Origin of the sequence: Bifidobacterium margollesii (assembly GCF_002860355.1) — a bacterium.
Classification (GTDB): domain Bacteria; phylum Actinomycetota; class Actinomycetes; order Actinomycetales; family Bifidobacteriaceae; genus Galliscardovia; species Galliscardovia margollesii.
The window spans coordinates 31,541-47,899 of the sequence record NZ_NMWU01000004.1 but is presented as its reverse complement, the minus strand read 5'-3'; the positions used below and the strand labels follow the sequence as shown (position 1 = coordinate 47,899).

Sequence of the window (16,359 nt, the reverse complement as noted above, 5' to 3'; positions counted from 1 at the left end):
GCACGGAGTCCTCCTGCCACCTGCTCGTGGACGAGGCGCTGGGCATGCTCACCTACTATGCGGACCCGTACTCCTCGTGGCAGCGGGGCACGAACGAGAACCGCAACGGCAGGATCCGGCGCTACCTGCCCAAGGGGACCAGCTTCGACGACCTGTCGGATGCGGACCTGCAGGCCATCGTCGACGAGATCAACGACACCCCGTTGAAGGTCCTGGGCTGGGAAACGCCCAACGAGGTTTGGTACCGCGAGCTCGGCAAGGTAATGTCAAAGACAAGCCACCCAGAGACGAGTGTTGCACTTACAAATTGAATCCGGGCACCTCTCCATCGAAGTAGCTGGTATTGTTTGACCATTTTTATTACTTACTACTTTGTTCTTAGTAAGTAATAAACAATATAACGGCATTTATCCAGTTTGTCAATCCATAAAATTGACCACGTCGTTTCATGCGATCTGCTCAGTCCGGCATGTTGATCATATAAATGATCATAATTAAAATCACAATAAGCAAAATGATTGACGTGAGGAGCTGCTATGGCCGGAACGATTTCATTGGATAACCTCGTTTCCGTCTCGGAATTGAGCCACGGTGGCGTCAGTCGCACACTGAGCCGCGTCTCGGATGACAATCCAGTCGTAGTCATGCGTAACAACAAACCGGCCGCCGTGGTCATTACTCCGGAGGATTACAAACGGTTCACGGAAGCCGAAGAGAACTTCGCCCTATATCTGGAAGCCGTGAATCGTATGAAGCATGACGACGGGAGCAGGTTCAACGCCGATGAGGTATTCGGCAAAGGCTATCAGCCGGTCGATGACGGGTTCGAACCGGAGTTCGAGTAATGACTTGGAAACTAACGTTCACCAAGGCCGCAAAGAAAGACATCGAACATCTCCGAGAACCGGCCAAAAGCCATGTCCATGCCATGCTCACCAAGGTCGCGGAGAATCCGTTGCCCTTCACCGAAGGTGGATATGGCAAACCACTGGGGCACAAGAGGGACGGTAACCTCACTGGATATCTTAAAGTCAAATTGCGAGGAGACGGACTTCGTGCCGTCTATCGATTGGAACGTACCGAGCATGCCATGCTGGTTGTTGTCGTATCGGTGCGCGACGACAACGCCGTGTACAAGGAGGCCGTACGCCGGATCAAATAGCGTCTCCGTGCATCCGGGAACAAGGCCGATCAGGAACGGAACCGTTCGACGAAGAGACGCCATTCCTTCATGAGATCGAAATGTTCGAGATCCCGAAGCCAATGCAGCTGAAGACCGTCCATTTCGGAGAAGAAGATCTTCGCCACGCGCTCCGGCTCATCGTAACCGTCGTGAATCGCGGCTCTGGTAAACAAATCAGTGGCCCATTGCTCACGATTATTGAAGTATGCGTATGCCGGATGCGCGGCATTCAACGATTCCGCCTGCATCACAGCGTACAATCGCACAATTTCCGGCTGCTTCACATTACCCGCCACCGCCGCTTCACACAGCTCACGCAATCCAAACGATACCGGATTCCTCCACAGATCCTCCTGATCGATACCCAGATTGGCGGCCATGCCTCCCAAGTCCACTTCATCACGGCGTATGAGCACGGCCACCATCAACGCTTCCTTGTTCTTGAAGTGGTACAGCACGGCCGGTTCCGTCAGACCGCAGGCCTCCGCCACCTGTCGAACCGTAAAACCCCAGAATCCCTGCTGTCCGATGATCGTCGTCGCCTCGCGCAGAATCTGCTGCTGCCGTTCGTTGGCAGTCAGCCTCATACGTGTACCGCCGGTTGCCGAACTCCGCCCGCCGGCGGTGCCGGACTGCCGAAAATCGGAGAGTCCCTGCGGCCTGGGCACGGCGGACGAGGTCTGATCAGAGGAATCCATATCGATATTCACGATCTCCCAGTCTAGCCAATCAACTGTCATCCGATTCCGGAGACGATGGATTAGTCCGCAAAAAACGATGATTCGCGGCTTGATCCATCAATATACGACTTTCATGATTTCAAGATCCTTGGAATATTGCGGTTTTGAAAATTTGCCGATTCCAAATTCGATGGATTACGTCACATTTTGCGCGAAATGCGCCGTAGTCCATCACAGCCGAGCTGCAGCCATAAAAGAAGAGATAAGGCCCGAAATTTTGCGCACTTTGGTTTGGGCCTGAGATAGAAGGGCAGGGCCTACGCCGGTAAGCACAACGACTTTGAGCGATGCCGACGACAACGGCAGCGATGATCGTCCTCCTCTTTCAAAGAAATGCGACCAACCGCTCAACCGTCTTGCATGCAAATCTCCCAGCCTTCCCCTTCGAGGGGAAGGTGGCCGACCCCCGTCGGCCGGATGAGGTGATGGGAGACGTGAACTGCGCCCGCAACAGTGCCGGCAGCATCAACATCGTTTGGATACGGAGGAATAGGCCGCGGAAATCTCAATGATCGACCGACCCCTTCAACAGCCGACGCAACACGCGAACAGTTTGTTAATTGACATAATCAACTTGTTTCCGTATTCTTAACTACTACCTACAGGGTTGTAGGTAAGAACCTATAACAGCCCTTTCGGACAGCCAGCAACCATTGAAACCGCAACGGTTTCGAGACATCGCCCAGCCGGGAGAGCATCCCGACGCATCACTCCGTGACGCACAGGCAAACCTCGAAGCCACAGCATCATCACCCATGCAAAGGAGCATCATGACCGACCAGACAGCGAACAACGTCTCCCCCGCCGGCAACGTCACCTCTTACGAAACCTCGGTCAAAGCGGTCCGTGCGGGAGCCAGCCCCGAACAGGAGGCGGCAAAGCTCTATGACATGCTCACCGACGAGGAGCGACTCGGACTGCTCGACGGCGACGAGGACTTCTGGCCCGGTCAGATGGCCATGATGACCGAGGGATACAACGTCCGACCCATCCCCCACGGCACCATTGACCGTCTCGGCATCCCCGGATACCGGTTCTCCGACGGCCCTCGAGGCGCGGTGATCGGCCAGTCAACGGCGTTCCCGATCTCCATGGCTCGCGGCGCCACCTTCGATCCCGAACTTGAGGAGCGGATCGGCGAAGCGATCGGTGCCGAAGTCAAGGCCCAAGGCGGCAACTTCTTCGCCGGCGTATGCATCAACCTACTGCGCCACCCGGCCTGGGGACGTGCGCAGGAGACCTACTCCGACGACCCGTACGTACTCGGCGAAATGGGAGCCGCACTCGTTCGCGGCGTACGAAAATACGTGATGGCCTGCGCCAAGCACTATGCGCTCAACTCCATGGAGAACGCCCGGTTCCAAGTGGACGTGCAATGCGACGAGCGAACCCTGCACGAAGTGTATCTGCCTCATTTCAAGCGCGTGGTCGAAGAGGGCGTGGACGCGATCATGTCGTCGTACAATTCGGTGAACGGCGAATGGGCCGGACAGAACCCGGAACTGCTTACAAAGATCCTGCGAGATGACTGGGGTTTCACCGGCGTCACCGTCTCCGACTTCGGCTTCGGCCTGCGCGATGCGGCCAAGTCGCTCGAAGCCGGACTTGACATCGAGGAACCGTTCCGCCAGCAGCGTGCCGAGCATCTGCCCGACGACCTTGCGGCAGGGCGAGCCTCCTGGGAATGGGTCAGAAGGGCCGGTCTACGATGCCTTGCCACTCAGTTGCGCTTCGATGCCGAACACCATGAGCCCACGCCGAACCTTTCCGTGGTGGCCAGCGCGGGCCACTGCGCACTGGCCCGCGAAGCAGCGGCCCGCGCGATGGTCCTGCTGAAGAACGACGCCGTTGACGGCAACCCAATGCTGCCGCTTGACCCGAAGACCACCGGCAAGGTGGCGCTTATCGGCCGTCTGGCCAACGTGGCCAACACCGGCGACCATGGCTCATCGAATGTTCGGGCGCCTCACGTCGTCACGCCCTACGACGGTCTCACCGCCGCAATGGGAGCCGACAATGTGATCACTGCGTTCGAGGATGATCCCGCCGTCGCTGCCGAAGCCGCGGGCAATGCAGATGCTGCCGTGATCGTGGTCGGCTACACCTACAAGGACGAGGGAGAATTCGTCGACGCATCATCACTCTCCGGTCTGTCATTCATGTATCCCCCGGCTCCCGAAGGCATGGACGTGGAGAAGCTCACCGCGGCCGGCGGCGACTCGCTGGCCTACGGAGGAGACCGTGCCAGCCTGCGACTGCGTCCGATCGACGCGGAGATCATCAAGGCCGCCGCTGCCGCCAATCCGAAGACCATCGTGGTCATCGTGGCCGCCGGCGCGGTGATCACCGAGGAATGGCGAGACGCCGTGCCCTCCGTGCTGCTGTCGTGGTATTCCGGCATGGAGGGAGGCACTGCACTGGCCGACGTCCTGTTCGGCGCGGCCGAACCGGCAGGACGTCTGCCGTTCGCCGTACCCACCACGGAAGACGATCTGCCGTTCTTCGACCGCGACGCCACATCCATCACCTACGACCGCCTCCACGGTCAGCGTCTGCTCGACAAGCTCGGACACGCAGCCGCGTTCCCCTTCGGATTCGGCCTGTCCTACACGTCGTTCGAGCTCAACAACGTCACCGCTCTAAGGCAGGGACTGAGCCACGCAACGCTCACCGTGGACGTGACCAACACCGGCGAGCGCGATGGCCGTCATGTGGTTCAGGTCTTCGGCGTCGCCGCAGACGCCGATCACATCCCGGCTCGCACCGAGGCCGGCGAACGTCATCTCGTCGGATTCAAGTCGGTGATGGTACCGGCCGGCGAGACCGTGCAGGTCACCGTTGATGTTTCATTGGAGCCGATCAGCGAATGGGATACCGCCTCCAAGCATTTCATTGCCCCCTCGGTGGTGACGCTCATCGCAGCCTCCCACGCCGGAGCGGATGACGGTCTGAGCGTCACGCTGTAGTTCCAGCATCCGTCGGATTCGTAACCGACCGGCAAATCCGACCGTTACCGCCGTGTGTGCCGATGCATTCCTTCCGGTATCGGCACACCACTCCGCCAACATTTCGATCCGAGCCGATGATCACCCAGCCGATCATCGTGAACGAGCCATCGCAACGCGGCGATGCCTCGTTCAAGGCATCCGATTCACGGTGGAATCATACGACAAACCACAATCAGAGATCAGGTAACCGCACCCGACACGCTCCTGCAGAGAAAGGAACCAACATGCCTACCACCGACATCTCAGCCGCAACGCAGTCACCAACCCCCTCAGCACCCCACAAGGACAAGGTCTCCGTCCGCCTCTCGGTCGGTCTGGTACTGGCTGGCATTCTATGGATGACCCCCTACATCGGTTCGGTCACCGTACTACTGCCGGCTCTGTTCGACCAGATCGCACCGGATCAGAAAGTCGCGCTCGTCGCGCAGATGTCCATCGTCGGCTCCATCGTGGCACTGATCGCCAATATTCTCTTCGGAGCATTCTCCGATCTCACCCGCTCTCGGTTCGGCGCCCGCGCCCCGTGGCTGGTGCTCGGCTCCGTGGTCACCGCGGCCATGCTGTTCGCCATCACGAAAACCACCAACACCGCACTGATCCTCATCCTGTGGTGCATCTTCCAATTCTTCCTCAACGCCATAGTCGCACCGCTGGTGGCCGTGATCCCGGATCGAGCCCCCGAATCACTGCGTGGCACCTACTCCGCGGTGTACGGCGCGGGCAGCATGGTCGGCGCCGGTCTCGCCTCGGTCGTCGCGTCCCGATTCCTGAGCAACCCAGCATTGGGAGTCATCGTCTTCGCCTGCGCGATTCTGCTGTGCGGCCCGTTGTTCGTGCTGATCGCACCGGACAAGTCCAACAAGGATGCGGAACGCCGGAAGTTCTCCATCGACACGATCAAGACCAACTTCTCCTTCCCCACCCGAAACTGCCGTGACTTCTATCTCGCGCTCGTCGGCAAGCTCATCTTCGTGCTCGCCTTCTACGCGGTCACCGGCTATCAGCTGTACATCGCCACCGACTACATCGGCCTCGATACCGCCGGCGCCGGCAACCTGATCGCCGCAATGGCCACCGCGCAGATGGTGTTCGGTCTGATCTTCAGTGCCGTGGCCGGCCCGATCTCCGACAAGATCAACCGTCGCAAGATCTTCGTCGTCCTGTGCTGCCTGATCGCAGCCGTGGTGTTCCTGATCCCCGCGTTCTGGGTGGCTCCCGCCGCAATGATGGTGCTCGCCGTCGTCAACAGCGGCATGGTGCAGGGCGCCTATATGTCGGTGGATCAGGCGCTGAACTTCGACGTGCTACCTGCGAAGGAGACCGCGGCCAAGGATCTCGGCCTGCTGAACATGGCCAACACCGGCGGTCAGATCTTCGGACCGATGGTCACCTCATTCGTGGTGATGTCCGTCGGCGGATACCGCCCGGTGTTCTTCGTCTCCGCCGCACTGCTCGCCATCTCCGCGATCCTGATCCAGATGATCCGCACGGCACGATGATCAATCGAAAAAACGAGACGATCCGCTTGTGACTGCTATTCACCAGGCCGGAATCCCATAATGGGTTCCGGCTTTTCCACTGTCGAACCTATTCTCGCTCAGCCCTCAGCAGTGGAATCGAGGATGTCACATCCTTCCACATCCGTTCAAAATCAAGATGCTCAGAGTCACGAAGCCACTGAAGCTGCAGACCATCCATCAACGACAGCACCATGCGGGCGCAGTTGCGCGGATCATCGGTTTCCTTGGACGCCAACCGTTCCAGCATATCCAGCGTGATGCGCTCTCGTTCCTTCAGCCACTCGTAGGCGGGATGAGAGGAGTCCAGCGCCTCGGCATCCAGAATGCTGTATAGGCGCACCTTCTCGGGATTGCGCGCATTATAGGCGACCAGCACCTCGCACGCCCGGGCCAGCGACAGCTGCTCAAACGCCGGGGATACGGGAGCAAAACCCTTAAAAAGCCCGTCCGAACCACTCATATCCGGACGGGGTTCCACCACCGTCCTGCCAGAGGAACCGTCCGCGTATCGCTCGACGTCTTCGGCGTCGCCTTCACCTTTATCCGCCCTGCCGTCGGCGTCGCCGTTCGTTTCGACCATCAGCTGCCGTGCGATGTCGATCAGAGACTGGTTGTCCTCCTGCTCCAGGATCATCATCAGCAATCCGGTCTTCGACTGCACATGATGGATCAGCCCGGCCACGGTAAGCCCGCAGGCATCGGCCACCTCCTGCAGCGACGTGCCCCAGTATCCACGCTCCGCCATAAGTTCGGATGCCACTTCGATGATCTGCGCCCGCCTTTTATGCGGATCCATGCGCACCCGATCCCGTCTGCGAACCACCATTACCGATCAACCTTGCCCATCCCGGCGAACAGCGCCGTCAACCTTATCCACACCATCTGCATTCCGCCCAATTGTAACCGGAAACAAACAGTTCCCGCCGAGTCGACGTGGCTCACGTCAAGGAATGACGCCGACCCGACATCATATACTGAAAAACCCGATATGAAGTCGTTCCACTATCGAAGTACCGTAATCGGCGGCATTCAAGCTTCCACTTCGATGGATTTCATGTCGACGGGATGATCCGCATCCCCGATAGACGGATGAGGGTCTGCCGAACACTGCAATGTTCGGCAGACCCTCTTTGTCATTTTTCGCCCCAAACCCATAAGCCCCATACCACTCGCTTCGACAGTATGGAGCCCCTAACAAAGAAGGCCTCGACCTTGCCGAAACAAAGCCGAGGCCGATATCGGACGGACTCAGATGCAGTCAAACCGGCCGATCGACACGATCACCCATCCAGGAACGCTCCCTATTCGTACGTAAGCTCCAGCAGATACGCCACCGGAGCCGCGGCACTAGGCACAGTAAGCGTATGCGACGCGCGATCCCAACGAATCTCGCCGTCCCCGCCATACAGCACCTTCGTGGAGGAGAAGTCGGCATCGGCACCGGTAAGGTTCAGCGACATCGGCGCAGCAACCGCACCGGTTCCGCTGTCCGCACCGGCCCCGTCATCCGCGCCGCCTTCCGGCCGCAGCCAGACCGCCAGATAGCCGCGCGCCGCGGAAGCCCGAAGTCCCAAGATCACCGCGTCGTCACGCCAGCCCGGCAGTCCTGCCGGCCAGAACGGCACAGCCTTCGAAATATCCGATCGGATCGACTTGTACACGTTCAGTGCCGAGGCGATCTCCGCACGCTGCCCCTCGCTCATCCGGGTCAGATATCCGGAAACATAAGGACGACCCACCATGCCGTTGATCATGGTGTATCGGATCTCGTCGATCGTCATGTCGGCATTCGGATACGCCCAGTTGCCGCATTGCTCCGGCAGCATGCTCATCGGCGAGGACGCCGAGATATTCGCATACAGTCGGTAGTCCTGCTGATCGCTGGTCGACTGCAGCTGGGCGCGCTTCAGAGTCTCCCAGTCGGCGCGCATCGCACCGGATGAACAGGTTTCGATCGTCACCTCCGGGTGCCGTCCCTCCACACCGTCCAGCCACGACAGATACGCGCGGTCGATCTCCAGCTGCCCCTCACCCCGGCTGGGCGCGTCGATGTCCGTGCCCGCACCGGTATTCACGTTGTAGTCGAGCTTGAAGTACCGCACGCCCAAATCATCGACGAGATGATCGACCGTCTCATCAAGATGCCGCCGCACGGCCGGATGCCGCAGATCAAGCAGATAGCGCAGATGGGTTTCGAGCCGATACCCGCCGGTATGCAGGAACGCATCCTCCGGCAGCCGGGAGACGTACGGCGATCCGACGCCGATCACCTCCGGTTCCAGCCAGATGCCCGGCTTCATGCCATTGTCGCGAATATGGTCGATCACCTCGGCCAGTCCTCCGGGGAATCTGGTGCGGGACTCCTTCCACTCCCCCACCGACGGCCACCAGTCGCCGTGTTCGTCATACCAGCCGCAGTCGATGCAGTAGTATTCCACGCCGATTTTCGCGGCCTCCTCGATCAGCGGCAGCTCCTTGGCCGTGGTGGGGTTGCCCATGAACGTGTTCATGTAGTCGTTGAACACGACCGGCAGATCCTCGTGATCGACGTGCCGCCGCACGGTATGACGACGATATGCGGTCAGTTCGGCCAGCGCACCGTCGAGTTCCCGTTCCGAAACCGCGATCGTCCCGGTAATGGTGGCGAACGAACCGCCGGCCGGCAGATCGACATGCCAGTGGTGCTCCACATCGGTGGGACCGGACAGCACCAGATAGAATCCGTCCATCCGCTCGCCCAGCTGCCACAGCCATGGTCCGTTCGATTCCACCTGCCAGATCATCGCCCGACCGCTCACCGGATCGACCAGCGCGGCCTGTGGCAGATCATGGGCGGTCGATCGGCTGCTTACGGAACTGCGGGTCAGCGTATTGCCGAACGAGGTGACCGACGAGGATCGGGAGTCGACCTTTTCGCCGGATGCGGCGGCAGCCCTCGCGGCCGCCTCGGCACGGGCCTTGTTGCGCCGGTGGATGTCGAGCACCGACACCAGATCGTAGTCGCGCAGACGTTCGCGCCGCCAACGGTTCTCGCTGGTCCAGTCGGAGATGCCGGTGACCACATCCCACCGACCATCATCCCCGCCCAGACGAACGTACGTCGACATCGAGCTCACCGAGGTCAGTCGCAGCGGTCGATCCCCCTCGTTGACGATGTTCACCGAACCGGTCACCGCGGCCACGCCGTCATAGACGACGAATGTCGCCACGGCACGCAGCCCGTATCGTTCGGATCGCATCGTGATCGACAGCGTCCGCTTTCCGTCGCCGGCGGTCTCGTCGTGTGACGCGTACCGCAGATCGTTGCCGACGATCATCTCCGAATACCGTGATCCGAAATTGCCCTGCATCGCACCGTTCGCCGAGATCTGCACGATCGACTGCGGCTGTGTGAATGCCGTGGGCTCGGCGGGCACGCCGGCCGGCCTGACCGATTCGATGTATGGGGGAATATCGTCCCCGTACACGATGTCGAGCGCGATGCGATCATTGCCCCAGGTGAATCGCTGATTGGTTGTACTCATTGGTTTGCTTCTTTCCTAATGATGTTTTCGAAGTTATTGATGATTCCGCAGCGCCTCCAGCACTGTGGACCCTTTGCGCACGAACACCGGGATCGTCTCCAGCGGCGCCGGCACCTCCACGGTGAGGGAACCTGTGGGGTCGACGGTGGAGCCGGCATAGTCGACGGTTTCACCGTTAGTGCCGACGAATGCCCAGTCCTCGCCCGCCGGCAGCGTCACCTCTCGATGGCGAAGCCCTTCATGGAGTATCGGAGCAACCAGAATGTCCGGTCCGAACATGTATTCGTCTTCGACTCCCCATAGATCGCTCTGATCGGGGAAGTCATAGAACAACGGCCGGATCACCGGAGTACCCTTTTCGTGCGCCCGCTGCATCTGCTCGGCCACGTAGGGTCGCAGCCGTTCGCGCAGTTCGATGCACGATCTGAGGATCTCGTACACGTCTTCGCCATAGCTCCAGATTTCGTTGTCCGCGCCCGAACAGAACGGTTCGTTGAACATGCGCCAGGCATCGGTGACCTCGAATTCGATGGGGTTGCGGAATCCGTGCAGGCGGGTGACCGGACAGAACACGCCGAATTGGAACCACCGTACCAGCAGTTCATGGAACTTCGGGTCGGCAACCGTGCCTCCAGTGAATCCGCCGATGTCGGTGGTCCACCAAGGGATGCCGGAGAGTCCGGCGTTGAGGCCGGCCACGACCTGACGACGGAACGATTCGAATGTGGAGTGCACGTCGCCGCTCCACAGCAGCGCGCCATACCGTTGGCTGCCGGCCCACGCCGATCTCACCAGATTGCAGATGTCGCCCTCTTGCTGCCCCGCTTCGCGTTGTCCCTCGTAGAAGGTCCTCGCATACTCCACCGGATAGTAGTTGCTCACCTGCAGGGCCGGTCCGGCATCGTAGCGCACGATGTCGAAGTCGTAGTGTGGCGAGAGGTCGGGCTCGGCCTCGTCCAGCCAGAACAGACGGATGCCCTTGTCGTAGTAATGCTCCCTGGCCTTCGACCAGACGAATTCGCGCGCCCCGGGATTGAACGCATCGAAGTAGCTCTCATTGCCCATGAAGTTCATCAGCGTGGGCGTGCCGCGATCGGTGCGTACCAGATACCCCTTGGCGTCCATCTCGTCCCAGTTCTCGGAGTTGACGTCTACCGTCGGCCAGATCGACACCATGAGTTTGATGCCCATCTCGTCGAGCTCGCGGACCATGCCTTCCGGATCGGGCCAGTACTTCGGGTCGAACCGCCATTCGCCCTGCTGGGGCCAATGGAAGAAGTCGATGACGATCACCGAGATCGGCACGCCGCGTTCCTTGTATCCGCGGGCCACCCGCAGCAGTTCGTCCTGGGTCTTGTATCGCAGCTTGCATTGCCAGAATCCTGTGGCCCAGTCGGGCATCATGGGTGCGTGGCCGGTCGCGTCCGCATACGCCTCATCGATCTGGGCGGGCGTATCTCCAGCGGTGATCCAGTAGTCCAGCTGGTCGGTTCGTTCGGCCTGCCATTCGGTGAGGTTCTTGGCGAACGAAACCCGCCCCACGGCCGGATTGTTCCACAGCATGCCGTATCCGCGGCTGGACAGGGCGAACGGCACGTTGGCCTGGGAGTTGCGCTGGGCCAGTTCCAGCACGCAGCCCTTGAGGTCGAGCTCATGGATCTGCCGCTGCCCAAGACCGTAGATCCGCTCATCGTCGTAGGCCTTATGCCGCAGGGTTAGCTTCCAATCGCCACCAAGCACTGGCGTGTAGCCACGGCCGGGCAGTTCGATGGCGCTGGTTTCGTCACCGCCATCCTTGACCTGCCAGAATTCCTCGGTGAGCACGTCGCCGCCGGTCCGGCGGTAGGTGATCCAGCCGAAACGGTTGATTTCGGCGGTGATCCTGCCGTTGACGATACGGGCCGTATCGCCGTCGATGCTGATCTCCGGCGCGGTCGGTGTCGCGGTTGACGCCGACCCGGTCGGTTCCGGTGCGATCAGCGCCCAGTCATGATCCTGCGACACATCGTCGTTCCTGCTGCCGCGCACGCGCAGACTGTTCGCCCCCCATGGTTCGACCCACAGGGTTTCATGCTGGAACCTGCGTATCAGACGATTGCCGTCCTGCTCCAATATGGCATTCATGTTCTTTGCCTTTCCCTTGCGATACCGTTGCGATTTCCTCGCGATCCCGCTGCGATCATCCGGCGTTCAGCGGCGAGTGCGCCGTTTCGCGGGCCTTCCATACGGCGAGCAGGGAAATCGCGCCGGCGATCATGAGCCAGAAGGCCGGAGCGAACTTGTTGCCGGTGCTGGCGATCAACCACGAGGAGATGTACGGGGTCAGGCCGCCGAACAGCGAAACCGCGATGTTGTAGGCCAGTGCCATGCTGGCGAATCGCAGATTGGTGGGGAACAGTTCGGCCATGGCCGCGTTGATCGCGCCATCGACTGCGGCCAGGCAGATGCCGAGGATCGCCATGGCGCCGGCTGCGGCCCAGAAACTGCCTGCCGACATCAGGATCAGCGTCGGGTAGGTGAGCACGATGAAGCCGACGCAGCCGAGGGCCATCACCGGCCGACGTCCGATGCGATCGGACAATATGCCGAACGGTCCGATGAACGCGAAGCAGACGACGAAGCCGAGGAACGTGGCGCCGTAACTGGTGAGCTGATCATAGGCCAGATCGGTCTGCAGGTAGGCCGGCATGAAGGTCTGAAGCATCCAGTGACCCACGGATTTGATGGTGACGAAGCCCGCGCAGAACAGCAGTACCTTCCATTGCGTCTGCACCGACATCTTCAGCGGGGACTTCTGCACCTTGCCCATCTTCTTCGCGGCCTTGAATTCGGGAGTGTCCTCCAGCTTCTCCCTCATGTAGAAGCCGATCCAGCCGAGCGGCAGGGCGATGAAGAACGGAATGCGCCAGGCCCAGCCTTCCACGGCGGCCTCCCCCACCAACGCGCTGAGCAACAGCACGATGCCGGAGCCGGCCAGGTACGAGGCCACACCGAACAGATCGATGAAGCTGGTAACGAAGCCACGACGATTCGAGGGGGCGAATTCCAGCAGCAGCGTGGTGGATCCGGAGCTCTCGCCACCGGCCGCAAAGCCCTGCAGCAATCGCAAAAGCACCAGCACCACGGATGCCCAGATGCCCAGCGTCTGATAGGTGGGCAGGCAGCCCATCAGGAACGTGCATCCGGTGGTGCACAGGATGATGGCAGCCAGTACGTTCTTGCGGCCGAACCGATCACCAAGAGAACCCCAGAACATGCCGCCGATCGGACGGACGACGAATCCGGCAGCGAACACGGCGAAGGTGGACAGCATGGCCGCCTGAGGATCGCCTTTCTGGAAGAAGTTCAGACTGATCACCGTGGCGAGCGTGCCGTAGAGGGCGAAGTCGAACCATTCGGCAAAATGGCCGATTCCCGCGGTCGGTATCACGCGGCGCAGTGCGGCCCGACGTTCCGCATCGCTTTCGATCTTCAGGGCGAGTTCGGCCTCCTCGACGTCGTCCTTCGGCGTACCTGATTCGTGTTGCATGACTTTCTCCTTTGAACAGTCCTATTCGATGCAATCACTGCTTCTCTGCAATTTTTATTGCACAATCTGCAATATATGTTGCACTAACAAGATAACACGAACCAGTTTTCACCACAAGGCAATATAGAAAAATCGTCATATCAACTGTTTTTGGTATGACCGATGCACACATATTCCGGTTAGGTAATGCCGTTTACCTATCATGGGTTGTCAGGGATTATTGCCTACGAAGAGGAACGTGATCATGGCCGTCGAGACCTATCAGACCATCGCCAAGGCCGCCAAGGTACTGGAGGCGCTGGGCAACGCCGAAGCGGATTCACTGCGCGCGGCGGACGTGGAGCGAATCGTCAATTTCGGCGCATCCACGACGGTGAGGCTGCTGACCAGTCTGGAGGCATATGGGCTGGTGACCAGAACCGAAGACCAGCAGTATGCGCTCGGCGCCGGCATTCTGAAGCTTTCCAGCCAAAAGCTCAATCATGATCCGCTGTTCCGCGAATCGCGGGTGCTGTGCGAGGCCCTCGCACAGGAGACCGGGCTGAATGCCTATGTAATCAAGGAGGAGAACGGGGCTCCGGTTTATATCTGCAATTTCGAGGGGCATCTTTCGCCAAAGAATCGCACATTGATCGGATTGTCGGTGTCGATGCATGCCTCGGCAATGGGCAAGTGTCTGATGATGGATATGACCGAGGAGGAGCGGCGCGCCAAGCTTGGCGACGAACTGATCCCGTTCAATTCGAAAACCGTGAAGACGCATGAGGAGCTGACCAGGCAGATCGAGGAAGGGCGGCGATGCGGATACTGCGTGGAGGATCAGGAGGTATCGTTCGGAAGACTGTGCATCGGCGCACCGATTCGTGATGCTTCGGAGTCGATCTGCGCGTCGATTTCGGTGGCCGGACGATTGTCCACCATGCGCAAGATCGGCGTGGAGGAGCTGGCCGAACAGGTATTGGAGGCAGCTGATCGTATCAGCGTCAATCTGGGAATGATCGGCGGAAATCATTAGGCGGCAATGAGTCGCCCGAATGAACCGAGTTCGCACCCATCACCTCATCAGTCTCGCACCGCTGACAGCTTCTCGGTGGCATCAGTCGGCCTGACGGCCGCGTGCTGTTCGCTCGCCTGTCGGCGAGTCTGAACCTTGGGAACGACTCCACCGTTTCCTTGACAGGTTCTCAGCCTAGGGGAACGCCGAGCATCGGCCCGCACTCGACCTCCGAATACGAAAAGGCCCGGGAGCTGAGCTCTCGGGCCTTTCGTGTTGCAATCTTTGCTTATAAAGCAGGAGCGGGATCCGCTGTGTCGTATGCCTTGCAAGCGGCAACGGCGGACTCCGCCGGATCAATGAACCGAATCAGGCGAGCAGGGTCGGATCGACCGGGACGCCGGGGTTCATCGTGGAGGTGATGGTGGCCTTGGTGATGTAACGGCCCTTCACGGTGGCGGGCTTCAGGCGCTTGACTTCGTCGGCCACGGCCTTGAAGTTCTCGTCGAGAGCGGCCTCGTCGAAGGAGAGCTTGCCGATCAGGAAGCTCAGGTTGCCGTTCTTGTCCACGCGGAACTCGATCTTGCCACCCTTGATGTCCTTGACGGCCTTGGTGACGTCCATGGTCACGGTGCCGGTCTTCGGGTTCGGCATCAGGCCACGGGGGCCGAGCACACGACCCAGACGGCCGACCTTGCCCATCATGTCGGGGGTGGCGACCACGGCATCGAAGTCGAGGAAGCCGCCCTGCACCTTGGCGATCAGATCGTCATCGCCGACGAGGTCGGCGCCGGCCTCGGTGGCCTCGGTGGCCTTCGGGCCACGGGCGAACACGAGCACCTTGGCGGTCTTACCAGTGCCGTGGGGCAGGTTGACGGTGCCACGAACCAGCTGGTCGGCCTTGCGCGGGTCGACGTTCAGACGGTACACGGCTTCGACGGTCTGGTCGAAGTTGTAGGCCGGCATGCTCTTCAGCAGGGCAATGGCCTCGTTGGCGGTGTAGAGGTTGCCGCGGTCGATCTTCTCGGCGGCTTCGCGGTACTTCTTGGAACGCTTTACCATGAGTCCTTCTCCTTTCAGTCCGTAACCGTGATACCCATCGAACGGGCGGTGCCCTCGATGATCTTCATGCCGGCTTCGATGTCACGGGCGGAGAGGTCTTCCATCTTGATCTGGGCGATCTCGCGGACCTGATCTTTGGTGACGGAGCCGACCTTGTGGGTCAGCGGGTTTTCGGTGCCCTTCTCAACACCGGCGGCCTTCTTCAGCAGAGCCGCGGCCGGCGGGGTCTTCAGGATGAAGGTGAAGGAACGATCTTCGTAAACGGTGATCTCGACAGGGATGACCTGACCCATCTTGTCCTGCGTCTGGGCATTGTATGCCTTGCAGAAGTCCATGATGTTCACGCCATGGGAACCCAGAGCCGGGCCCAGCGGCGGGGCCGGGTTGGCCTTGCCGGCCTGGATCTGGAGCTTGATCAGCGCCGAGACTTTCTTCTTGGGAGCCATTGTATGGTTCTTCTTTCTATGAAGCGGTGATGACGGCGAACGCAGTCGAAACGCGACGGCGAACTCCTCCCGCAACCTATTGTTGCTGTGCTGTGCTAGCAGGCATCCATACGACTTCGCGCACGGACAATCCCTCCAGACACAACTTTTCTATTTTGCCTCATTCCCCGGACAACACGCCGTTCGGGTTCCGCAAAAACAAAAGGACCGCGGATATAATCCACGGCCCCAAACAGCAGGTAGGCATCAGTCGTAACACAGACGACGCCGCAAGCTCTCAACCAACCAAGGTCCTGTCACCTCATCAGTCAGCTCCGCTGACAGCTTCTCGGCGGCATCAGTCGGCCTGACGG

The 16,359-nt window shown here is 60.0% G+C and carries 13 protein-coding genes; 6 read left to right on the top strand and 7 right to left on the bottom strand.

Annotation, left to right across the window (positions count from 1 at the left end):
- From Uis1B_RS01465 to Uis1B_RS01455, 3 genes are all read left to right on the top strand, one after another.
- Window positions 1-311 (top strand): IS30 family transposase (locus Uis1B_RS01465; RefSeq protein ID WP_133124789.1); only part of this gene is annotated, 311 nt, incomplete at its 5' end.
- Between the two features lie 225 nt (window positions 312-536).
- Complete coding sequence (locus Uis1B_RS01460; RefSeq protein WP_101614863.1) at window positions 537-845, top strand: type II toxin-antitoxin system prevent-host-death family antitoxin; 309 nt, start codon at window positions 537-539, stop codon at window positions 843-845.
- On the top strand, window positions 845-1,162 hold the full coding sequence (locus tag Uis1B_RS01455) for a type II toxin-antitoxin system RelE family toxin (protein WP_101614861.1): 318 nt from the start codon (window positions 845-847) through the stop codon (window positions 1,160-1,162). Before Uis1B_RS01460 ends, Uis1B_RS01455 begins: the two co-directional genes overlap by 1 nt.
- Window positions 1,163-1,191: 29 nt before the next feature.
- Here the strand turns inward: Uis1B_RS01455 and Uis1B_RS01450 are convergent, their stop codons facing one another.
- Complete coding sequence (locus Uis1B_RS01450; RefSeq protein WP_165782667.1) at window positions 1,192-1,893, bottom strand: TetR/AcrR family transcriptional regulator; 702 nt, start codon at window positions 1,891-1,893, stop codon at window positions 1,192-1,194.
- 800 nt (window positions 1,894-2,693) lie between these two features.
- Between Uis1B_RS01450 and Uis1B_RS01440 the strand changes: the two genes are divergently transcribed.
- Window positions 2,694-4,889, top strand: coding sequence for a glycoside hydrolase family 3 protein (locus Uis1B_RS01440; protein WP_101614853.1), 2,196 nt, complete (start codon window positions 2,694-2,696; stop codon window positions 4,887-4,889).
- Between the two features lie 266 nt (window positions 4,890-5,155).
- A complete protein-coding gene (locus tag Uis1B_RS01435) occupies window positions 5,156-6,430 on the top strand; it encodes an MFS transporter (RefSeq protein ID WP_165782666.1) in 1,275 nt (424 codons plus the stop codon).
- A gap of 88 nt (window positions 6,431-6,518) precedes the next feature.
- On the opposite strand, the gene Uis1B_RS01430 is transcribed toward Uis1B_RS01435, so the two are convergent.
- The 4 genes from Uis1B_RS01430 to Uis1B_RS01415 all read right to left on the bottom strand — a co-directional run bounded on the left by Uis1B_RS01430 (window position 6,519) and on the right by Uis1B_RS01415 (window position 13,504).
- Window positions 6,519-7,277: a TetR/AcrR family transcriptional regulator gene (locus tag Uis1B_RS01430; RefSeq protein ID WP_101614848.1), complete on the bottom strand. Its 759-nt coding sequence runs from the start codon at window positions 7,275-7,277 to the stop codon at window positions 6,519-6,521.
- A gap of 475 nt (window positions 7,278-7,752) precedes the next feature.
- Complete coding sequence (locus tag Uis1B_RS01425) at window positions 7,753-9,975, bottom strand: alpha-galactosidase (RefSeq protein ID WP_101614846.1); 2,223 nt, start codon at window positions 9,973-9,975, stop codon at window positions 7,753-7,755.
- Window positions 9,976-10,008: 33 nt separating this feature from the next.
- On the bottom strand, window positions 10,009-12,099 hold the full coding sequence (locus tag Uis1B_RS01420) for a glycoside hydrolase family 31 protein (protein WP_101614844.1): 2,091 nt from the start codon (window positions 12,097-12,099) through the stop codon (window positions 10,009-10,011).
- Window positions 12,100-12,154: 55 nt separating this feature from the next.
- Entirely contained in the window at window positions 12,155-13,504 is a 1,350-nt protein-coding gene (locus tag Uis1B_RS01415; RefSeq protein ID WP_101614842.1) for an MFS transporter, read from the bottom strand.
- 244 nt (window positions 13,505-13,748) lie between these two features.
- Between Uis1B_RS01415 and Uis1B_RS01410 the strand changes: the two genes are divergently transcribed.
- Window positions 13,749-14,519 (top strand): IclR family transcriptional regulator, encoded by a 771-nt coding sequence (locus tag Uis1B_RS01410; protein WP_165782665.1) that lies wholly within the window; start codon window positions 13,749-13,751, stop codon window positions 14,517-14,519.
- A 348-nt stretch (window positions 14,520-14,867) separates the two neighbouring features.
- Here Uis1B_RS01410 and rplA read toward each other — a convergent pair whose 3' ends face one another.
- Both rplA and rplK read right to left on the bottom strand, forming a co-directional pair.
- Window positions 14,868-15,560 (bottom strand): 50S ribosomal protein L1, encoded by a 693-nt coding sequence (gene rplA, locus Uis1B_RS01405; RefSeq protein WP_101614838.1) that lies wholly within the window; start codon window positions 15,558-15,560, stop codon window positions 14,868-14,870.
- A gap of 14 nt (window positions 15,561-15,574) precedes the next feature.
- Window positions 15,575-16,006, bottom strand: a complete 432-nt coding sequence (gene rplK, locus Uis1B_RS01400) for a 50S ribosomal protein L11 (protein ID WP_101614836.1) — start codon at window positions 16,004-16,006, stop codon at window positions 15,575-15,577.
- Between the last annotated feature and the right edge of the window lie 353 nt (window positions 16,007-16,359).